This window comes from Agromyces sp. NPDC055520, assembly GCF_053619715.1.
Map to the genome: position 1 here is coordinate 17695 of NZ_JBSHJY010000013.1, position 20318 is coordinate 38012.

The window sequence follows — 20318 nt, forward strand, 5'->3', positions numbered from 1 at the left end:
CATGGTGGACATCGGCCGCGGCTCGGCACTCGGCACCTCGGGGGCGAGCGAACTCTTCCAACTGCTGCGCGACGGCGCACCGCGCACCCGCGCCTCACTCGCGGCGAGCACCGGCCTCGCCCGCTCCACCATCGCGGCGCGCGTCGACGAACTCATGGATCTCGGACTCGTCTCCCCCGTCGCCGACGCCGCGTCGACCGGCGGGCGACCGCCCTCGCAGTTCGCCCTCAACCCCGGTGCCCGCATCGTGCTGGCCGCCGACCTGGGCGCCTCGCACGCCACGATCGCCGTCACCGACCTCGCCGGCACTGTGCTCACCGAGCATGGCGAGCCCCTCGATATCGCGCTCGGCCCCGAAGCCGTGCTCGGCTGGATGGTCGACACCGGCCACGCCCTCATCCGCGACCTCGGCCGCGACCGACGCGACCTCGCCGCGATCGGCGTCGGGGTGCCCGGGCCGGTCGAGTACTCCACCGGGCGACCCGTCAACCCGCCGATCATGCCCGGCTGGGACCGCTTCGACGTGCCGGGGTGGGTGCAGCAGCACCTCGAGGTGCCCGTGCTCGTCGACAACGACGTGAACATCATGGCCCTCGGCGAGCGCGCCCTCGCCTGGCCGCAGATCGAGCACCTCATGTTCGTGAAGGTCGCCACGGGCATCGGCTCGGGCATCATCTCGGGCGGTCTGCTGCAGCGCGGCGCGCAGGGCATCGCGGGCGACATCGGCCACGTGAGGGTGGCACGCGGCAGCGACGTGCCCTGCCACTGCGGCAACCGAGGCTGCCTCGAAGCCCTCGCCTCGGGCCCCGCGATCGCCCGGGCGCTGCGCGAGCAGGGCATCGAGGCGAACTCGGGCGGCGACGTCGTCGAACTCGTCAAGCGCGGCGACATCGATGCGATCCAGGCCGTGCGGCAGGCCGGGCGAGACATCGGCGAGGTGCTGACCGCCTGCGTCAGCCTCGTCAACCCCTCGGTCATCGCGATCGGCGGCGGCATGGCGCGGGCCGGAGAACACCTGATCGCGGGCGTGCGCGAGGTCGTCTACACGCGCTCGATGCCGCTCGCGACCGAGCACCTGTCGATCGTCGCCTCGGCCGCGGCCAAGAACGCCGGCGTGCTGGGGGCGAGCATGCTCGCGATCCACCACGCGCTCTCGCCCGAGGGCATCGACGCGCTCGCGGCACGCTGAGCGACGACGAGCCGGCCTCGAGCAGCGGAGCGGTACGCTCATGGGGTGCCCGACACCCCCTTCGCACTCTTCGATCTCGAGGGAGAGACGAGACCGGTCGCGGTCGACGAGCGCCCGCGGCATCCGTGTCACTCGCGCGTCGTGGCCGACTCGAGCGACCGGGTCGCGTGGCTCCGGGCCCGCTCGCGCGGCATCACGGCGACGGATGCCGCGAAACTCGCCTCGTTCGCCTCGGTGCGCTCCGCCGCGTGGGAGAAGCGCCACGGCAGCTCGTTCGGCGGCAGCCGCTTCACCGACCACGGCAAGGCGCGTGAGCCCGTCATCGCCGAGTGGGCCCGGCGCACGCACGGCATCGAGGCGTCGAGCCTGCTCTTCCACGCCGAGTACGACCGCCGGCACCTCGCGACGCCCGACGGCCTGCGCGTGACGCCGGGCGGCGCACTCGAACTCTGCGAGATCAAGACCACCTCACGCGCCTGGCGGGGCATCCCCCGCAGCTACCTGCGCCAGGTGTGGTGGCAGCAGTACGTGCTCGGGGCCGACCGCACGCTCGTCGTGTGGGAGCAGCACGACGACTTCGTTCCCGTGCGCGACGAGCCCGAGTACCGTTGGGTCGATCGCGACGACGACCAGATCGCGATCCTCGTGAGACTGGCCGACGAGCTCATCGCCGAACTCGCCGGAGGCTCCCGCCGATGACGACCGTCCTCCTGCACGGCCTCGGCTCCGATCGACGCCAGCCGCTCGAACTGCTCACGCCCGCCGTGCACGCCGCCGTCGGCGCCGACGAGCTCATCGTCGCGCCCGACATCCGCGCACACGGCGGCTTCCTCACCGTCGGCGAGCCCGACGACTTCCGGTTCGACCGGCTCGCCGCCGAGGTCGCGTTCACGGTGCGAGCGGCGATCGACGAGGCGGGCGCGCCGTCGCCCGAGGCGGGCGAGCCGCTCACCGTCATGGGCATCTCGCTCGGTGCGGCGCTCGCGCTCAGGCTCGCGCTCGACGAACTGCTGCCGATCGAACGCCTCGTGTTCGTGCGGCCCTCGTTCAGCGACCGTTCGCTGCCCGAGAACCTGCGCGCCTTCCCCGTGATCGGGCAGATCCTCGCCGACGCGGGGCCCGCGGGGGTCGACGAATTCCGCGAGCGCGCCGTCTACCAGCACGTCGCCGCGGTGTCGCCGGCGGGCGGGCGCGGGCTGCTCGCCCAGTTCACGGCACCCGACGCCGCACGACGGGCGATGCGGCTCGTCGAGATCCCGCGCAACCGCGCGTTCCGAGACGACGCCGAGCTCGCGGGGCTCGAGCGCCGCGGCATCCGCTCGCTCGTCATCGGGGCGCCGCGCGACCCCGTGCACCCCTACTCGCTCGCCGAGCGCTGGGCGGCGGGCCTGCGGGCACCGCTCGTCGAGCTGCCGGCACGAGACGACGGGCTGCCCGTGCAGACCGCGCTCGTACGCGAGGGCGTCGCGCGCTGGTTGCAGCACACGCGCGCCTGAGGCGGGCGTGCTCGGCTACTCGGCCCCGCCGGCGACCACCGCGCGGTCCGGCCACGCGACGCGACTGATGCCGAGGATTCCGGCCCCGACGAGCAGGATGAACGCGGCGATCGCGATGACGTAGACCGTCACCCCGCCGTAGCCGACGCCCGGCGCGACGTCGGGATTCAGGAACGGATACGGGTACCAGCCGACGACCGCGCCGCGGACCATCGTGTAGACCACCCACACGATCGGGAAGATCGCGATGGTCCAGATGCGATTCCACGCGATCGGCCGGCGACCCGGCGCGAGCACCCAGTCGAGCACCACGTAGAGCGGCGCCCAGACGTGCAGGATCTCGTTGGACCACGGCAGCGTCGTCGCCTGGTCGAGAGAGATGTCGCGCAGCAACAGGTTGTAGACCACGAACGTCGTCGCCATGTAGGTCACGACCGAGGCGCGGGCGAGGTTGAACCACTCGGGGTCGCGCGGCGCGCGGAACGCGTACCAGGCGCCGATGAACAGCGCGATCGCGGCCAGCGCATTCGAGAGGATCGTGAAGAAGCTCAAGAAGTTGACGACGAAGAGCGCCGGGTCGGGCACCATCGAGAGGCTCTTCGCGAACTGCCCGACGATCGCGACGACGATGGCCGCCGCCGCCGCGACCCTGACGATGCCCCAGACCGTTCGCATTCGCACTCCCTGTGTTCGCCGTGTCGTGTCGTCGTGCCGGATTCACCGTCGGATTCGCCGCGTCGGATTCGTCGTGCCGGATTCGCCGTCGCTCACTCGACGGTCGGTGCGATCATAGCGAGGGCGGCTAGTGTGCCAGTTGAGCCACAGGAGGGTGTGTCGATGCGGGCATTGGTGATCGATCAGACGGGCGGGCCCGAGGAGCTGCACATCGCAGAGGTGCCCGAGCCCGTTCGCATCAGCGACGAGGTCGTGGTGCGGGTCGTCGCGGCCGGGGTGAATCCGATCGACGCGAAGACGCGTGCGGGGCGGGGCGTGGCGCGCGCCATCCCGGCGTTTCCCGCCGTGCTCGGCAACGACTTCGCCGGTGTCGTCGAGGCGGTGCCGTACTCGGCGCACCCGCTGCAGCCGGGAGACCGGGTCTACGGCCTGGGCCGGGTGCCGCGCGTCGGCGGCAGCTATGCCGAACTCGTCTCGGTCGGCTCGATGAGCGTGACCCGCATGCCGGCGACGCTCTCGTTCGCCGAGGCGGCCGCGGTGCCGCTCGCCGCGCTCACCGCGTGGGGCGCGGTCGTCGACACCGCGCGCGTGCACGACGGCCAGCGGGTGCTCGTGCACGCGGGTGCCGGCGGGGTCGGGCATTTCGCCGTACAGTTCGCGGCGTATTTCGGAGCAAGGGTCACGACGACCGCGTCGGCGCGCAACGCCGAGTTCCTGTACGAACTCGGCGCGCTTCGCGTCGTCGACTACACGAGCGAGCGATTCGACGAGGTCGTCGCCGATCAAGACGTCGTCATCGACCTGGTCGGCAATGTGTCGGATGCCACGGGCTCGCGTTCGCTCGACACGCTCCGGCCGGGCGGACTGCTCGTGAACGTGCCGACCGGGTCATGGCCGACCATGGCCGAGGAGGCGTCGGCGCGAGGCATCCGCACGACCGGCTACTCGATGTCGCCCGACGCCCGCACCCTCTCGGTGATCACCCGGCTCATCGACGACGGCGCCGTGCGCGTGCACGTCGACCGCGAGCTGCCGCTCGAAGAGGGCGCCGAGGCGCATCGGCTCGTCGAGGCCGGGCACGTGCGCGGCAAGATCGTGCTGCGCGTCACGCCCGACCCCGCCTGAGCGATCAGCCTGCGCCCGCGTCGGTCGACGCGGGCCTCAGCCGGCGCGCGCGTCGAGCAGGGCGCTGCCGAGCTCGCTCCTGAGGTAGAGCACGCTGTGGCCGTACCTCGTCGAGACGAGCAGGCCGGCATCGCGCAGCGCCCGCAGGTGCTGATTCACGGCCGACGGCGTGACGCCGAAGCGCACGCCGAGCTCGGTCGACGACGCGGGGTCTCCGAGTGCCGAGAGCAGACTCGCCCGGGTCTCGCCGAGGATCGCGGCGACCGCAGCCGGGTTCGCCACGCGCTCGTTCTCCCACAGTGCGCCCTGCCCGCGCGCCGGGTACATGATCATCGGCGGGCCGTCGCCGACGGGCGCCGACCCCCGGCGCGTGAACATCGTCGGCACGAGGGTGAGGCCGAGGCCGTCGATGCGCTGCTCGCGCTCGACCGGCTGGCGCAGCCGCACCTCGACGACGTCGTCGGCGTACCCGACCGTGGCCGAGATGCCGTTCAGCATGGTCGAGAGCCCGCTCTGCGCGATCTGCCGGCCCCGGTAGACGACGTCGGCCTCGAGCACGGCCCGCATGCGAGGCCAGTACGGCGCGAACGAGGCATCCCAGAGCTCGTGCAGGGCACGCACGATGCGGCGGATGGCAACGCCCGGCGACCCCTCGAACACCGCGGGCACATGTCCGTGCACCGCGACGAGGTCGCCGATGAACGTCTCGGGCGGCGTCTCCAGCAGTTGCTCGAACTCGTCGTCGAGCCGGGTCAACGGCGACTCGGGCCGGGGGTTCAGGAAGTCGGGGGTCCAGAGCCGATCGTCGATGAGCCCGCCGAGCGCCTCGACATCGAGGTCGGCCCGTGCCGCCTCGGTGCGGCGCAGCCAGGGCAGCTGCAACGGGAAGCGCGCCGGGTCGTCGATCGCGCGCAGCGACAGGCCGAGTTCGCAGAGCGGGGAGATGCCGAACCGCACGGCGGCGACGTCGCCCTCGTTGAGCACGTATCGCAACATGTAGCGCAACGCTACATCAATTTCGCCGGTTCGACGGGTCTGGCAGAACTGTACGAGTGAGCCCTACCTCTTCGACACCCGACACCGGAACCGTACCGACGATCGACCATGCGGCCGGCGCCGAGGCCGACCCCGAGAACGGCAAGCCCTCGTTCATCGCCCGCCTCGCAGCATCCGTCTCCGACCCGGTGCTGCGCATCCTCGTCGGCGCGACCATGATCTCGCGCGTGGGGCGCGGCATCTTCATCGCCGTCACGGTGCTCTACTTCACCTTCATCGTCGGCCTCCCGCCGCAGGAGGTCGCGATCGTGCTCGCCGCGGCGAGCGCGGCCGGCGTCGTCGCCGCACTCGGCGGCGGCTGGCTCGCCGACCGGTACAGCGCCAAGCGCCTCATCATCGCCTTCACCGCGATCGAGGGCGTCGCCCTCATCGCGTACGTCTTCGCCGGCGACTTCGTCACCGCGCTTGTGATCGCCGTCGTCTGCGGCACCTTCGAACAGGGGGCGAACTCGGTGCGCTCGGCGATCATCGCTCGCGCCTTCACGGGCGAGAGCCGGGTGCACGCACGCGCCGTGCTGCGCAGCGTCACGAACGTCGCCATCGCCGTCGGCGCCGGGCTCGGCGCGATCGCCCTCGCCATCGGCACCGCAGAGGCGTACCGTGTCCTCATCGTCAGCGCCGGCGTGCTCTATCTGCTCGGCATCATCCAGCTCGTGCGCCTGCCGTCGCGGGTCGACGCCCCGGCACGTGAGTCCGTCGCGCCCGTGACCACCGAGACCGGTTCGGTCGATGCCGAGGCGAGCGCCGAGGCGGCCGCCGCCGAGAAGCGCTCGTGGCGCCGGCACTCGCCGTGGCGCGACCCCCGCTACCTGCTGCTGACCGCCCTCAGCGCGATCTTCGGCATGCAGTTCGGCGTCGCAGAGCTCGGAGTGCCGCTCTGGATCGCCCGAGAGACCGCGGCCCCCGAAACGGTCGTCGCGGCCCTCCTCATCCTCAACACCGTCATCGTCGTGATCTTCCAGGTGCCGCTCTCGCGCGGCACGCACGATCTGCGCATCGCCGCCCGGGTGTCGGGCATCGCCGCGTGGCTCATGGCGGCGGCGTGCTTCGTGTACGCCTCGGCGGCGGGGCTCCCGGTGGGCTTCGCGATCGCCGTGCTCGTCGCCGCCGCGACGGTGCACGCCTTCGCCGAGGTGCTCTCGCAGGCGGGCGGCTGGGGCCTCAGCTTCGAGCTGGCCGACCCCGTGCGGGCCGGCGCCTACCAGGGCGTGTTCGGCATGGGTTACACGGTCGGCGCCCTCGCAGCCCCGCTCGTCGTCAACGCGACCGCGATCTCGCACGGGTTCTCGGGCTGGGCGGTGCTCGCGGCGATCTTCCTCGCCTCGGGGCTCGGCACGTGGGCGCTCGCGCGGCGAGCGGCCCGCATGGCATGATCGGCGCATGACCGAACCCACCGCTCCGCTGCCGGCCCACTCAGAAGACGGCCGGTCGTTCACGGTTCCGGATGCCTCGGGCACGCCCTTCATCGCCGGCACCCTGTTGCTCGTCTCGACCGCGGAGGGCCGACAGCTCGCGCTCGTCGAAGAGCGCGAGTCGACGGCCGAGGGCGAGCCCGAGGCCCTGCACGGGCGCATCCTCGGCGCGATCGACGGCACCCGGTTCGACCCGCGCGGCGGCTCGGCCTTCGTCGGTGCCGAGGTCGCCGTCGCCGACGCCGCGACGATCGACCTCGTGCACGCGGCGATGGGCGCCACCCTCGAAATCGGCGTCAACCTCAGCCCGCCGCTGCGCCCGGCGCGACTGCTCGCCCACCGGTTCAATCGGCACACCTTCTGGTGCGGGCAGAGCGGTTCGGGCAAGACCTACGCACTCGGCGTCGTGCTCGAACAGCTCATCGCGCACACCGCGCTGCCCATCGTCGTGTTCGACCCGAACTCCGACTTCGTGCGGCTCGGCGAGCTGAACCCCGGGGCCGCCGGGCCGACCGCGGAGTTGCTGCGACAGCGCGACATCCGTGTGCTGCGACCGAACACCGCCGGAACCGAGCCACTGCGCGCCCGCTTCACGACGATGACCATGGAGGCGAAGGCCGCGGTGCTGCGACTCGACCCCGTGGCCGACCGCGAGGAGTTCAACGCCGCCGTGCACCTCGCCGACACGCTCCGCGCGGTCGAGACGCACGAGCTGCTGCCCGACCTCCTCGGCTCCGACGACCCGGCACGGCGGGCACTCGGCCTGCGCATCGAGAACATGGGCCTGCTCTCGTGGGAGGTGTGGGCGGCCAGAGGCCGCGAGGCGACGTCGATCATCGATGAGCGACCGGATGCCACGGTGCTCGACCTCGGCGGATTCTCGACGCCCGACCAGCACCTCGTCGTGGCGCTCTCGGTGCTCGACGAGCTCTGGGCGCGCCGCGAGGAGCGCCGGCCCGTGCTGCTCGTGATCGACGAGGCGCACAACCTCTGCTCGCCCGCCCTGACCTCGCCGCTCGCCGTCGCGGTGCGCGAGCGGCTCGTGCAGATCGCGGCAGAGGGGCGCAAGTTCGGGCTGTGGCTGCTGCTCTCGACGCAGCGGCCGTCGAAGGTCTCCCCCGGCATCATCTCGCAGTGCGACAACCTCGCCCTCATGAAGATGAGCTCGCCCGTCGACCTCGACGGGCTCGCAACCTACTTCGGCTACGCACCGACCGCGCTCATCGCACGCTCACCGTGGTTCCGGCAGGGCGAGGCGCTCTTCGCAGGCGGCTTCGTGCCCGCGCCGACACTGCTGTCGATGAATGCGCGGCTCACGCCCGAGGGCGGCAGCGACGTGGGCGTGCCGCTGCGCTGACCGGCAGCGGGTCGGGCCGGCGGGCCGGCGGGCCGGCGGGCCGGCGGGCCGGCGGGCCGGCGGCAGCGCGTCTATCCGGCGGGCGACGAGGCGACGGCCAACGGCCGCTCCAGCACCCAGTCGTTCTCGACGCGCCCACCGACCGTGAAGTGCTTCCGCCCGACCTTCGCGAACCCGTGACGCTCGTAGAACGCGATCGCCCGGGCGTTCTCCTCGTTGACGCCGAGCCACGCCGTGGCGGCCCCGGCCGCGCGTGCCGCATCGAGCGACGCGCGCATGAGCGCCGCACCGGCACCCGTGCCGTGCGACGCGGCGTGCACGTAGACCTTGCTGAACTCGATCGCCGGTCGCACCGTGACCGCGCGAGCGGCGTCGGCGTCGACCGGTTCGCCGGCCACGAGCATCGTGTAGCCGAGGAGGCTCGAGTCGTCCGGCGCCTCCGCGACGAGCAGGATCCGCTCGCGATCGGCGAGGTAGGCCTCGAAGTGGTCCACCCCGAAGTTTCGCGCGATGAAGTCGGCGATCGCCTCGGGCGTCGTGTGCGGCGGGCACGCGAGCGGGAACGTCGCGGCGGCGAGCGACGAGAGCGCAGCGGCATCCGTCATCGCGGCTGGTCTGATGCGAACGGCAGTCGACTGGGTCACGAGCACCGATTCTGGCAGATGCGTCGGGCGCAGCGAAGGGGCCGCCCCGACCGTGGCACCTCCGGGATCGCCGGATGCGGTCGGGGCGGCCCCTTCGGGCCCTGCCTCTGCCTCAGAGGAAGCGCGCGTACGCGCCGACGGTGAGGAAGGTCGGGAACTCGGGCTCGAGCGCGACACTGCGGAACACCGAGATCGCGTCGTCGAAGCGGTCGCCCTCGAAGCGCGGCAGCGCGGCGACGGCCTCGGCCATGAGCCGCACGATCGAGGTCTGGTCGATGCGGGTGCCCTCGGCGGTGACCGTGTTCTCGTTCAGCCACTGCCAGATCTGCGAGCGCGAGATCTCGGCCGTCGCGGCATCCTCCATGAGGTTGTCGATCGCCGCGGCGCCCGTGCCGCGCAGCCAGGACTCGATGTAGCGGATCGCGATCGAGATGTTGCCCCGCACGCCGCCCTCGGTGACCTCGCCGCCGATCGACGGGATGTCGAGCAGCTCGGCCGCCGTCACGTGCACGTCGTCGCGGAGGCGGTCGACCTGGTTCGGCCGGTCGCCGAGCACGGCGTCGAACTCGGCCCTCGCCGTGGGGATCAGGTCGGGGTGCGCCACCCACGTGCCGTCGAAGCCGTCGCCCGCCTCGCGGCGCTTGTCTGCCGAGACCGCAGCGAGCGCGCGCTCGGTCACCTCGGGGTCGCGGCGGTTCGGGATGAACGCGCTCATGCCGCCGATGGCGTGCGCCCCGCGCTTGTGGCACGTGGCGACGAGCAGCTCGGTGTAGGCCCGCATGAACGGCACCGTCATCGTAATCGCCTTGCGGTCGGGCATGACCCAGCGGCGACCGCGCGAGCGGAAGGTCTTCACGATCGAGAAGATGTAGTCCCAGCGCCCGGCGTTCAGCCCGGCGCAGTGGTCGCGGAGTTCGTAGAGGATCTCGTCCATCTGGAACGCGGCCTGGATCGTCTCGATGAGCACCGTTGCGCGTACCGTGCCCTGCGGGATGCCGAGCCGGTTCTGGGCGTAGACGAAGATGTCGTTCCAGAGCTTCGCCTCGCGGTGCGACTCGAGCTTCGGCAGGTAGAAGTACGGCCCGCGGCCCGCGGCGATGAGCGCCTGCGCGTTGTGGAAGAAGTACAGGCCGAAATCGACGAGCGAGCCCGAGGCGTGCATCGCGCGCCCCGCCCGGTCGTGGAACTTCAAGTGCTTCTCGACGAGGTGCCAGCCGCGCGGGCGCATCACGATCGTCGGCGTCTCGCCGGCCGGCCGCTCGACGCGGTACTGCTTGCCCTCGGGACTCGTGAACTCCAGGCGGCCGCGCACCGCGTCGAAGAGGCTCAGCTGCCCCTCGATGACGTTCGCCCAGGTGGGGCTCGTGGCGTCCTCCTGGTCGGCGAGCCAGACCTTCGCGCCCGAGTTCAGCGCGTTGATGGCCATCTTGCGGTCGGTCGGGCCGGTGATCTCGACGCGGCGGTCTTCGAGGCCGGGGCCCGCACCGGCGACGCGCCAGTTCGGGTCGTTCCTGATCGACTCGGTCTCGGGCAGGAACTTCGGGTCACGGCCGTTCGCCGCATCGACCCGGGTCTGCAGGCGCACGGCGAGAAGTTCGTGCCGGGTGCCGGCGAAGCGGTCGTGCAGCTCCGCGAGGAAGGCGAGCGCCTCGGGCGTGAGGATCTCGCCGTACCGCTCGGAGAACTCAGTGCGCTCGCCGAGCGGTGCCGTGACCTCGATGCGCGGTTCGACGGTCTGGAAGCTGGCGGTGGCGCGCTTGGGCTCGAACGGGGTGGTGGATGCCGCGGCATCCGTTCGTTCTCGTTCAAGGGTCATTGCCGGTGTGGTGTTCATGGTCGTGTCTCCTTCGGTATCGCTGGTCGAGTAGGCCCGCCAGGGCCGTATCGAGGCCGGGTGAGGGGTCTCGATACGCGCTTCGCGCTACTCGACCACCGGAATCAGAACTGGTCTTCCTCGGTCGATCCGACGAGGGCGAGGGTTGCGCTGTTGGGGTTCAGCGCGGTGGCGATCTGGTCGAAGTAGCCGGTGCCGACCTCGCGCTGGTGGCGCGTGGCGGTGTAGCCGGATGCCTCCGAGGCGAATTCCGCCTCCTGGAGCTCGACGTAGGCCGACATGTGACGCTCGCTGTAGTCCTTCGCGAGCGTGAACATGCCGTGGTTCAGGGAGTGGAAGCCCGCGAGGGTGATGAACTGGAACGCATAGCCCATCGACGCGAGCTCGCGCTGGAACTTCGCGATCTGGTCGTCGTCGAGGTGTCGCTTCCAGTTGAACGAGGGCGAGCAGTTGTAGCTCAAGCGCTTGCCAGGGAACTTCTCGTGCACGGCCTCGGCGAAGCGGCGTGCGAGGTCGAGGTCGGGCTCGGCCGACTCGACCCAGAGCAGGTCGGCGTACTCGGCGTAGGCGAGGCCGCGCGCGATGACCGGCTCGATGCCGTTCTGCACCTCGTAGAAGCCCTCGGCGGTGCGATCGCCCGTGACGAACTGCCGGTCGCGCTCGTCGTGGTCGCTCGTGAGCAGCGTCGCGGCGAGGGCGTCGGTGCGGGCGATGATGATCGACGGCACGCCGGCGACATCCGCTGCCAGGCGTGCGGCGTTGATCGTGCGGATGTGCTGCGACGTGGGCACGAGCACCTTTCCGCCCATGTGGCCGCACTTCTTCTCGCTCGCGAGCTGGTCCTCCCAGTGCACGCCCGCCGCGCCGGCCTCGATCATCTGGTGCATGAGCTCGTAGGCGTTCAGCGGGCCGCCGAAGCCGGCCTCGGCGTCGGCGACGATGGGGGCCATCCAGTCGCGCTCGCCGTCGGGGCCCTCGGTGCCCTGCTCGATCTGGCCCGCGCGCAGCAGCGCGTTGTTGATACGGCGCACGACGGCGGGAACCGAGTTCGCGGGGTAGAGCGACTGGTCGGGGTAGGTCTGGCCGCTGAGGTTCGCGTCGGCCGCAACCTGCCAGCCGCTCAGGTAGATGGCCTTCAGGCCCGCGCGCACCTGCTGCACGGCCTGGTTGCCGGTGAGGGCGCCGAGCGCGGCCGACCACTGCGGATCCTCCATGCGCTCGAAGGCGTTGCCCGTGTTCTGCCGGATGTCCTGCCAGAGCTTCTCGGCGCCGCGCTTGGCGAGCGTGCGCTCCTCGCGCACCGGCCCGCGGAGGGCGATGACGTCGTCGGCCGAGTAGTCGCGGCTGACGTCGTTCCAGCGCGGGTTCGCGTCCCATTCGAGCTGCAGCTCGGCTGCGGTCTGGGTCTGGTCGCCGGGGCGGTTGGTGCTCATGGTCGTGCTCCTTCAGTGCAGCGGGCGGATGCTTCGTGGTGCTCCGTTCGGCGTCTGCTTCGGCGCCGTCGGGGTGGCTGTGCATCCACTCTGCGCCCGGTCGAAGTCCCCGACCCGGCGATTCGGGGGGTGAACTTTCGGCGTTCTTCTGCGCCGCAGAAGGATCCGGTTGCGTGCGCACACCACAGGAGATGCGCGAACGGGCATTTGATGCCGCCTCCTCACAATTCAGACGGCATCTACTGCCCGTTCGGCCCAGAAGTTGGGTCGCCAGGCGAGAGAGGCGGGCCACGCGGCATCCATTGTGTTACCTTGTAGTTCTATGTACCTGACAGTTCAAGGTATGTGGCAGTACAAGGTATGGAGGACCCATGCGCATCGGCAAAGACCTCGTCGCGGCCGCCGCGACTCCGGTCGTGCTCGGCATCCTCGCCGAGGGCGAGTCGTACGGCTACGCGATCCTGCAGCGCATCACGGCGCTCTCGGGCGGCGAGCTCGAGTGGAGCGACGGCATGCTCTACCCCCTCCTGCACCGCCTCGAACGGCTCGGTCACGTGCACTCCGAGTGGCGGCAGTCGTCTGCCGGCCGCCCGCGCAAGCACTACCGCCTGAGCGATCAGGGCGCCGCCGTGCTCGCCGAGCAGCACCGGCAGTGGTCGGTCGTCGGCGACATGCTGAGCAAGGTCTGGCCCGACGACGGCGGGCCGCGTCTGCGACTCGCGCTCGGGGAGGCCTGAGATGCCGCACGAACTGCCCGGCGACGCGACCGGCGACCGGCCGAATGACCGGTCCGGCGAACTCGACGAACTCGTCGCCTCCTGGCGGCACTGGATGCAGCGACGCGACGCCATGACGACCGCCGACCTCGACGAACTCGAGAGCCACCTGCTCGACACCGTCGACCACTTCGTCGAGGTGGGGCTCGCGCCCGACGAGGCGTTCCTCGTGGCGGTGAAGCGGCTCGGCGCCACCGACGAGCTCTCGCGCGAGTACGCCCGCGAGCACTCCGAGCGGCTCTGGAAGCAGCTCGCGGTCTCAGAACCCCCGGCCGCTGAAGCGAGCACGCCGCGGGCCGGCGGGCGGCTCGGCGGGCGGGCCGGCGGACTCGCCGTCGTCCTGCTGCTCGGCGCCGCCGCGGGTCTCGCCGTGAAGGCGGTCGACCTCGTCACCGACGACCCGTCGACGGTCGCCCTGAACGCCGCCGTCATCGTGCTGCCATTCCTCGCGTTCTGGTTCGCGTGGCGGCGCCGCACGTCTGCGAGCGTGCTCGTCGTCGTCGGCTCGGTGTTCGTCGTGGTCGGGCTCGCGCTCAACCTGTACCCGTTCGCGGGCCCGGATCACGGCAGCTCCGTGGCGGCGATGACCTCGGCCACCGGAGTCCTCGCGATGGTCGGCTCGTTCGTCGCGCTCTGGCTGACGGTCGGCATCGCCTATGTCGGCGACGACTGGCGAAGCGAGCGCACCCGCATGGACTTCGTGCGCTTCAGCGGCGAGTGGTTCGTGTACTACGTGCTGATCGCACTCGGCGGTGGCGCGCTCTCGCTGCTCACGATCGCGGTGTTCGCCTCGATCGGGGTCGACGTGGCCGTGTTCGTCGGCGAGTGGGTGCTGCCGCTCGGCGCCGCGGGCGCCGTGCTCGTGGCGGCGTGGCTCGTGGGCGCCAAGCAGCGCGTCATCGAGAACATCGCGCCCGTGCTGACGAAGGTCTTCACGCCGCTGTTCACACTCATGATGCTCGCGCTCATCGTCGCGGCGATCGTGCAGTGGAACCTCGTCGATGCGAGCCGCGACCTGCTCATCGCCTTCGACCTCGTGCTCGTCGTCGTGGTCGCCCTGCTCGTGTACTCGATCTCGGCGCGCGACCCGCTGCTCGCGCCCGGGTGGTTCGACCGGCTGCAAGCGCTCATGCTCGCGTGCGCGCTCGTGCTCGACGCGATCGTGCTCGTCGCCATGGTCGGGCGCACGGGCGAGTTCGGCTTCAGCGCGAACAAGACGGCCTCGCTCGGGCTGAACCTCATCCTCGCCGCCAACCTCGTGTGGGCGATGCGGCTGCAGATCGGGTTCCTGCGCCGCCGCACCGGCTTCGCCGCACTCGAGCGGTGGCAGACGAGCATGCTGCCGGTGTACTTCGCGTGGGCGGCGGTGCTCGTGCTGGTCTTCCCGCCGGTGTTCGACTTCGTGTGAGCGGTGGAGGTGGGCCGAACTGCCGGTCGGCAGCGCCGGCCTCGCAGCCGTGCGCCCCGAGTTCGTGGGCATCGAAGCGGATGTCGCGGCTGCCGCCTCCGATACGGGCAACACCGCCCGGGGCACACTGATCGGCGTGTCCCATCTCGGCGAGACCATGCAGTACCTCGTGCTGCGGCGAGCCGGAGACTCGGCGGCCGACTTCGCCCGCACGGTCGGGGGCGGCTGAGCGAACGCTCGTGCGCGCCGAAGACAGAAGCAGGGCGGGAGCGATGCTCCCGCCCTGCTCCGTGCGGCGCCGAAGCGCCCTCGGCTCAGCCCGCGCAGACCTCGCCGAGGCCCGCGATGCCCGCCTGCAGCGACGTGGCCTGCTCGGTCAGCTTCGTCAGGTCGGCGTTCGCCGGGTCGGCGATGACCGCGTCGAGGAACACGGTGTACTCGGTCATCGCGGCGGAGGCGCCGTTCGCGGCCTCGACGACGTCGACATTGGTCACCTTCGTCGCGGCCTCGCTCATGCTCACCTCGGTCGCCTTCAGCGCGGCGACCGCGGCGGCCGGGTCGCCCGAGAGCGCGTCGGACGAGCCGCCGGTGAGGGCGACGAGCTCGTCGAGGCTGCCCTTCATGATCTCGCACGCCGCTTCGGGCGACTGATCGGCGACGGCCTCGGTCTCGCTCGTCGCCTCCGACTTCGTGTCGGTTGCGGTGTCGGAGTTCGATGCGCCGGCGGCGGCGCAGCCGGTGAGAAGCAGCGCGAACAGGGCGAGCGAAGCTGCGGCGATCGGGCGTGGTGCGGTCATTTTGATATTCCCCTTCGGATCGGGGCCGATCCGACCCCCGCGCCATCCAATCAGCCGTCCCGCTCAGTCGCGATGGGGAGCGCTCCCCGTCGCGGCGAGCCGCTCGCCGAGGAACTCGAACATCCGCTCCCGCTCGTCGAACGCCCGGTTCGGCGGGTCTTCTCGCACGCCCCCGGTGAGCACGGAGTGGGCGGGCGCCGGCGTTCCGTCGGCGGCGTCGGCACCCGACGGGATGCGCACGATCCGCACCGCGCGACCGAGGTGCCGTTCGAGCGTGGCCAGTCTCGCATCCCCCGAGGTGCGGTCTCTCGTGAAGCGGAGTCCGAGCACGCACGGCGCCGCGCCGTCGCGGTCGGTCGCATAGCGTTCGAGCGCGTTCGCGGGCACGCCGATGCTGCGCGCCCGCGACGGGCTCACGGCGAACGGCGCCGCGGGCTGGCTGACGACGGTGGCGAGGATCTCGTCGGTCGTCACCGCGGTCGCGATCGCGAACCCTCCGGTGAAGCACATGCCGACGATGCCGACGCCCCGGCCCGAGGTTCGCGACGCGAGATCACGCGCGACGAGCCGGAGGAAGTCGGTGATCTGCCCCCGCAGGTCGAGCGAGAACGCGCGGAACTCCGCCATGACGCAGAGCTTGGCCAGCGTCGCGACCTGGGCGAGCACGCCCGGTCGGCGGCCCGGCACGCCGAAGAGCGACGGCATGACCACGGTGAACCCGTGCTCGACGAGCAGGTCACCGAGCTCGATCGTGCCCGGCATGATGCCGGGGATCTCGGGCAGCAGGATGACACCCGGCCCTTCGCCGCGCTCGAGGCACTCGACGGCGAGCGTGCCGTCGGAGACCATCGTGCGCCGCCAACGGCCGAGTCCGTGCACCGCGTCGACATCCGTCATCAGCTGCTCCGTTCGATCGATTGCGGCCCGCATATGAGCTAGCGTGACACGCGTGACCCGCACCCTCGTGATCATCGACATCCAGAACGACTACTTCGCGGGCGGGGCGCACCCGTTGGTCGGCCCCGACGCGGCCGCCGCGAACGCCGCTCGCCTGCTCGCGTCGCATCGCGAGGCGGGCCAGCCGGTCGTGCACGTGCAGCATGTGTGGGATGCCGCTGATGCGACGTTCTTCCGCCCCGGCACGAGTGGCGTCGACATCCACGCGGCGGTCGCGCCGCAGGGCGGTGAACCCGTCGTTGTCAAGGCGAACCCCAACGCGTTCCTCGACACCGACCTCGACGCCCGCCTGCGCGAGGCCGGGGCCGACGTCGACGGGGTCGTGATCGTCGGCATGATGTCGAGCATGTGCGTCGATGCGACGGTGCGAGCCGCCGCCGACGCCGGCTACTCCGTGACGGTCGCCCACGACGCGTGTGCGGCCCCCGACCTCGAGTTCGGCGACACCGTGGTGCCGGCGGCGCTGGTGCACGCCGCGTTCATGGCGGCTCTCGGCGACAGCTACGCCGAGGTCGTCTCGACCGACGAGCTGCTCGCCGACCGGTAGCTCGAATTCGCAGAACCGCGACATTTCCCCTCGGCTTCCGCTGATCGCCGCGTAATCCGGGCGCCATCCGGGCATCGCCCCGCCGGCACGCAGAACATTCGCGGTTCTTCTATTTGCGACATCCCGTCGCTCGTGTGACCATCGAAGGCATGATCACCGCGGATCTCAGCCCGAGCGCCTCCCCCGGCCTCGCCGAGCCGCGCGCCGACGAGGTCGACGCGCTCACGCTCGGCCGCCGCATCCGCGACCGCCGCACGGCGCGCGGACTGACGCTCGGCGAGCTCGCCGCCGCGATCGACCGCGCACCGTCGCAGGTCTCGGCGATCGAGAACGGCAAGCGCGAACCCCGGCTCTCGATGCTGCGCACGATCGCCCTCGCGCTCGGGACATCCGTCGACGAATTGTTGCGAACGGATGCCCCCTCGGCCCGCGCCGCCCTCGAGATCGCCGTCGAACGCGCCCAGCGCGGGCCGGTCTTCGCGGCCCTCGGCTTGCCCGCCTTCCGCGTCGCGAAGGGCATGAACGACCAGACCCTGCAGACGATCCTGAGCCTCGCCAACGAGATCGACCGCCTGCACCGCGAGCGCGCCGCGACCCCTGAAGAGGCGCGGCGGGCCAACGCCCAGCTGCGCGCCGAGATGCGGGCGCGCGACAACTTCTATCCCGAGCTCGAGGCGAAGGCCGCCGAGCTGCTCGAGGCGGTCGGCCACACGGGTGGCCCGGTCTCGCATCAGCTGGTCGCCGACATGGCGAGCCACCTCGGCTACTCGCTGCACTACGTGGGCGACCTGCCGCATTCGACCCGCTCGGTGACCGACAAGCGCAACGGACGCGTCTACCTGCCGACGCAGCAGTCGCCGTCGCGCGACTCGCGCTCGCCCATCCTGCAGGCGCTCGCGAGCCATCTGCTCGGCCACGAGGAGCCGCGCGGCTACGCCGACTTCCTGCGCCAGCGCATCGAGACGAACTACCTGACCGCCGCGATCCTGCTTCCCGAGCAGGCCGCCGTGCGGTTCCTGACCGAGGCGAAGAACCTGCGCCGCATCTCGATGGAAGAGCTGCGCGACGCCTTCGCCGTCTCGTACGAGACCGCCGCGCACCGGTTCACGAACCTCGCGACCGCGAGGCTCGGCATCCCCGTGCACTTCACGAAGGTGCACGAGTCGGGCACGATCATCAAGGCGTACGAGAACGACCGCGTGCGGTTCCCGTCTGATGCGCTGGGCGCGATCGAGGGCACGACGATGTGCCGCAACTGGACGGCCCGCACCGTCTTCGACGTCGAAGACCGGTTCAGCCCCTGGTACCAGTACACCGACACGCCCTCGGGCACCTTCTGGTGCACGTCCCGCATCGAGAAGGCGAAGGAGGGCGAGTACTCGGTGTCGGTCGGCGTGCCGTTCGAGCACGTCAAGTGGTTCCGCGGTCGCGAGACACCGCATCGTGCGGTTTCACGGTGCCCCGACCCCGCCTGCTGCCAGGCGCCGACGGGGTTGGCAGATCGATGGGCGGATGCCTCGTGGCCGGCCGCCCGCACCCCGACCTCACTGCTCGCGGCGCTGCCGACGGGCACCTTCCCCGGCGTCGACCAGACCGAGGTGTACCAGTTCCTCGAGGCGCACGCGCCGGCGACGCCGGTCGAGTAGCGCGCCGCGGGCAACCTGTCCGGCCGCGAGCCGATGTCGAGACACGACGCGCTGGCGACGCTCGGCCCGCTCGGGGAGGATGGAAGCACCACAACTGCATCGGAGTGATCCCCGTGGGAACCACCGTCTTCGAACGACAGAAGCCGCCGGCATCCGTCATCGCCCATTCGCTCGAGAACACCGCCCACTCGGTGTTCTGGCTCGACGACCTGCCCGAGGGCGCGGTGGGCGGCCGACCGAAGCTCACCGGCGACCACGTCGCCGACCTCGTCATCGTCGGCGGCGGCTACACCGGCCTCTGGTCGGCGGTGCTCGCCAAGCGCCGCACCCCCGACGCCCGCATCGTGCTCGTCGAGGCGAAGAGCATCGGCTGGGCGGCATCCGGTCGCAACGGCGGCTTCTGCGAGGCGAGCCTCACGCACGGCGACGAGAACGGCAAGGCCCGCTGGCCGAAGGAGATGCCGACGCTGCACCGCCTCGGCATCGAGAACCTCGACGCGATCGGCGCGGCCGAGGCCGAGTACGGCATGGACTTCCACTTCGAGCGCACGGGCATGCTCGCGCCGGCGATCGAGGAGCACCAGATCGAGTGGCTGCGCGACTGGTACGCCGAGTCGGTCGAGCACGGTGAAGAGGGCGTCGTCTTCCTCGACCAGGAGGCCATGCGGGCATCCGTGGCGTCGCCGACCTACCTGGCGGGCATCTGGGAGCAGCGCACGAACGCCATGGTCCACCCCGCGCGCCTGGCCTCAGAGCTCGCGCGCGTCGCCGAAGAGTTCGGCGTCGAGATCTTCGAGCACTCCCCCGTCAAGCGCATCGACACCCCCGGCTCGACCGGCGCCGTCTCGGTCATCACCGAGGGCGGCCGCATCGACGCCGCACACGCGGTGCTCGCGACCAACGTGTTCCCGTCGCTCCTGAAGCGCAACCGCCTGATGACGGTGCCCGTCTACGACTACGTGCTCATGACCGAGCCGCTGTCGAACGAGCAGCTCGCCGACATCGGGTGGAAGGACCGCCAGGGCATCGGCGACATGGCCAACCAGTTCCACTACTACCGGCTCTCGAAAGACAACCGCATCCTCTTCGGCGGCTACGACGCGATCTACAACTACGGCCGCAAGGTGCGCTCGGAATACGAGAACCGCCCAGAGACCTGGCAGAAGCTCGCGAGCCACTTCTTCACGACCTTCCCGCAGCTCGAGGGCCTGCAGTTCAGCCACCAGTGGGCGGGTGCGATCGACACGAGCACGCAGTTCACGGCGTTCTTCGGCACCGCGCGCGACAACCGCGTCGCCTACGCGGCGGGCTTCACGGGCCTCGGCGTCGGGTCGACCCGGTTCGCCGCCGAGGTCATGCTCGACCTGCTCGAGGGCCGCGACAACGAGCGCACGCAGCTCGAGATGGTGCGCAAACGCCCGTTGCCCTTCCCGCCCGAGCCCGCCGCGTCGATGGGCATCAACGCGACCCGTTGGTCGCTCGACCGCGCCGACCACAATCGTGGCAAGCGCAACATCTTGTTGAAGACCCTCGACGCCCTCGGACTGGGGTTCGACTCGTGAGCGGCGACATGCTGCGGCTCATCGCCGGTGCGGTGACGGATGCCGCGGGGCTCGTGCTCGATCACCAACCCGTGCCGGCCGAGCAGGTCGTGGCGGGCACGCCCGCCACCGGGTACCGGGCGCTCGACTCGTCCGACGCCGGCGAGATCGGCGTGTGGGAGATGACGGTCGGCGCGATGCGCGACGTCGAGGTCGACGAGGTCTTCGTCGTGCTCGCGGGCGCCGCGACCGTCGAGTTCGAGCACGTGCCCTCGACCGGCCGCCCGGCCGACCCGATCATCCTCGCCCCCGGCGTCGTCGTGCGCCTCGAGGCCGGCATGACCACGATCTGGACGGTGCGCGAGACGCTCCGCAAGGTATTCATCTCGCGCTGAGACGCGAACCCGACGTTCATCCCCGAAGAC

20 protein-coding genes are annotated in these 20318 nt (G+C 71.1%); 13 read left to right on the plus strand and 7 right to left on the minus strand.

Features of this window, described 5'->3' with window-relative positions:
* Nucleotide 1: 1 nt before the first annotated feature.
* The 3 genes from ACWGST_RS07770 to ACWGST_RS07780 are packed head-to-tail and all read left to right on the plus strand — an operon-like array spanning nt 2 to nt 2685.
* Nucleotides 2-1189 (plus strand): ROK family protein, encoded by a 1188-nt coding sequence (locus ACWGST_RS07770; protein WP_452046092.1) that lies wholly within the window; start codon nt 2-4, stop codon nt 1187-1189.
* 45 nt (nt 1190-1234) lie between these two features.
* Nucleotides 1235-1888 (plus strand): YqaJ viral recombinase family protein, encoded by a 654-nt coding sequence (locus tag ACWGST_RS07775; RefSeq protein ID WP_452046093.1) that lies wholly within the window; start codon nt 1235-1237, stop codon nt 1886-1888.
* The gene (locus tag ACWGST_RS07780) at nt 1885-2685 is read left to right on the plus strand and encodes an alpha/beta fold hydrolase (protein WP_452046094.1); all 801 of its coding nucleotides are present in this window, start codon (nt 1885-1887) and stop codon (nt 2683-2685) included. The genes ACWGST_RS07775 and ACWGST_RS07780 overlap by 4 nt, the downstream gene beginning before the upstream one ends.
* 15 nt (nt 2686-2700) lie before the next feature.
* Here ACWGST_RS07780 and ACWGST_RS07785 read toward each other — a convergent pair whose 3' ends face one another.
* Complete coding sequence (locus ACWGST_RS07785; protein ID WP_452046095.1) at nt 2701-3360, minus strand: Pr6Pr family membrane protein; 660 nt, start codon at nt 3358-3360, stop codon at nt 2701-2703.
* A gap of 162 nt (nt 3361-3522) precedes the next feature.
* Between ACWGST_RS07785 and ACWGST_RS07790 the strand changes: the two genes are divergently transcribed.
* The gene (locus ACWGST_RS07790; RefSeq protein ID WP_452046096.1) at nt 3523-4485 is read left to right on the plus strand and encodes an NADP-dependent oxidoreductase; all 963 of its coding nucleotides are present in this window, start codon (nt 3523-3525) and stop codon (nt 4483-4485) included.
* A gap of 36 nt (nt 4486-4521) precedes the next feature.
* Here the strand turns inward: ACWGST_RS07790 and ACWGST_RS07795 are convergent, their stop codons facing one another.
* Nucleotides 4522-5481 carry a DUF5937 family protein gene (locus ACWGST_RS07795; RefSeq protein WP_452046097.1) on the minus strand — a complete coding sequence of 320 codons (960 nt, stop codon included), beginning with the start codon at nt 5479-5481 and terminating at the stop codon, nt 4522-4524.
* A gap of 56 nt (nt 5482-5537) precedes the next feature.
* Here ACWGST_RS07795 and ACWGST_RS07800 point away from each other — a divergent pair, with 56 nt between their 5' ends.
* Both ACWGST_RS07800 and ACWGST_RS07805 read left to right on the plus strand, forming a co-directional pair.
* The gene (locus ACWGST_RS07800) at nt 5538-6914 is read left to right on the plus strand and encodes an MFS transporter (RefSeq protein ID WP_452046098.1); all 1377 of its coding nucleotides are present in this window, start codon (nt 5538-5540) and stop codon (nt 6912-6914) included.
* A gap of 7 nt (nt 6915-6921) precedes the next feature.
* Nucleotides 6922-8310, plus strand: a complete 1389-nt coding sequence (locus ACWGST_RS07805; protein WP_452046099.1) for an ATP-binding protein — start codon at nt 6922-6924, stop codon at nt 8308-8310.
* Between the two features lie 71 nt (nt 8311-8381).
* Here ACWGST_RS07805 and ACWGST_RS07810 read toward each other — a convergent pair whose 3' ends face one another.
* The 3 genes from ACWGST_RS07810 to aceA all read right to left on the minus strand — a co-directional run bounded on the left by ACWGST_RS07810 (nt 8382) and on the right by aceA (nt 12221).
* Nucleotides 8382-8954, minus strand: coding sequence for a GNAT family N-acetyltransferase (locus ACWGST_RS07810; protein ID WP_452046100.1), 573 nt, complete (start codon nt 8952-8954; stop codon nt 8382-8384).
* Between the two features lie 112 nt (nt 8955-9066).
* Complete coding sequence (gene aceB, locus ACWGST_RS07815) at nt 9067-10788, minus strand: malate synthase A (RefSeq protein ID WP_452046101.1); 1722 nt, start codon at nt 10786-10788, stop codon at nt 9067-9069.
* A 104-nt stretch (nt 10789-10892) separates the two neighbouring features.
* On the minus strand, nt 10893-12221 hold the full coding sequence (aceA, locus tag ACWGST_RS07820; protein WP_452046102.1) for an isocitrate lyase: 1329 nt from the start codon (nt 12219-12221) through the stop codon (nt 10893-10895).
* 371 nt (nt 12222-12592) lie between these two features.
* Between aceA and ACWGST_RS07825 the strand changes: the two genes are divergently transcribed.
* Genes ACWGST_RS07825 through ACWGST_RS07835 form a run of 3 tightly spaced genes read left to right on the plus strand, consistent with a single transcriptional unit; the run spans nt 12593 to nt 14634 of the window.
* Entirely contained in the window at nt 12593-12958 is a 366-nt protein-coding gene (locus ACWGST_RS07825; RefSeq protein WP_452046103.1) for a PadR family transcriptional regulator, read from the plus strand.
* A gap of 1 nt (nt 12959) precedes the next feature.
* Nucleotides 12960-14405: a permease prefix domain 1-containing protein gene (locus tag ACWGST_RS07830; RefSeq protein ID WP_452046104.1), complete on the plus strand. Its 1446-nt coding sequence runs from the start codon at nt 12960-12962 to the stop codon at nt 14403-14405.
* Between the two features lie 49 nt (nt 14406-14454).
* The gene (locus ACWGST_RS07835; RefSeq protein ID WP_452046105.1) at nt 14455-14634 is read left to right on the plus strand and encodes a hypothetical protein; all 180 of its coding nucleotides are present in this window, start codon (nt 14455-14457) and stop codon (nt 14632-14634) included.
* Nucleotides 14635-14719: 85 nt separating this feature from the next.
* Here ACWGST_RS07835 and ACWGST_RS07840 read toward each other — a convergent pair whose 3' ends face one another.
* Entirely contained in the window at nt 14720-15202 is a 483-nt protein-coding gene (locus ACWGST_RS07840) for a hypothetical protein (RefSeq protein WP_452046106.1), read from the minus strand.
* A 63-nt stretch (nt 15203-15265) separates the two neighbouring features.
* Complete coding sequence (locus tag ACWGST_RS07845) at nt 15266-16099, minus strand: dienelactone hydrolase family protein (RefSeq protein ID WP_452046107.1); 834 nt, start codon at nt 16097-16099, stop codon at nt 15266-15268.
* 52 nt (nt 16100-16151) lie between these two features.
* On the opposite strand from ACWGST_RS07845, the gene ACWGST_RS07850 reads away from it, so the two are divergent.
* The 4 genes from ACWGST_RS07850 (at nt 16152) to ACWGST_RS07865 (ending at nt 20288) form a co-directional block, all read left to right on the plus strand.
* On the plus strand, nt 16152-16706 hold the full coding sequence (locus ACWGST_RS07850) for a cysteine hydrolase family protein (protein WP_452046108.1): 555 nt from the start codon (nt 16152-16154) through the stop codon (nt 16704-16706).
* 149 nt (nt 16707-16855) lie between these two features.
* Nucleotides 16856-18352, plus strand: a complete 1497-nt coding sequence (locus ACWGST_RS07855; protein WP_452046109.1) for a helix-turn-helix domain-containing protein — start codon at nt 16856-16858, stop codon at nt 18350-18352.
* A 113-nt stretch (nt 18353-18465) separates the two neighbouring features.
* Nucleotides 18466-19914, plus strand: coding sequence for an NAD(P)/FAD-dependent oxidoreductase (locus ACWGST_RS07860; RefSeq protein ID WP_452046110.1), 1449 nt, complete (start codon nt 18466-18468; stop codon nt 19912-19914).
* Nucleotides 19911-20288: a cupin domain-containing protein gene (locus tag ACWGST_RS07865; protein ID WP_452046111.1), complete on the plus strand. Its 378-nt coding sequence runs from the start codon at nt 19911-19913 to the stop codon at nt 20286-20288. The genes ACWGST_RS07860 and ACWGST_RS07865 overlap by 4 nt, the downstream gene beginning before the upstream one ends.
* Nucleotides 20289-20318: the final 30 nt, after the last annotated feature.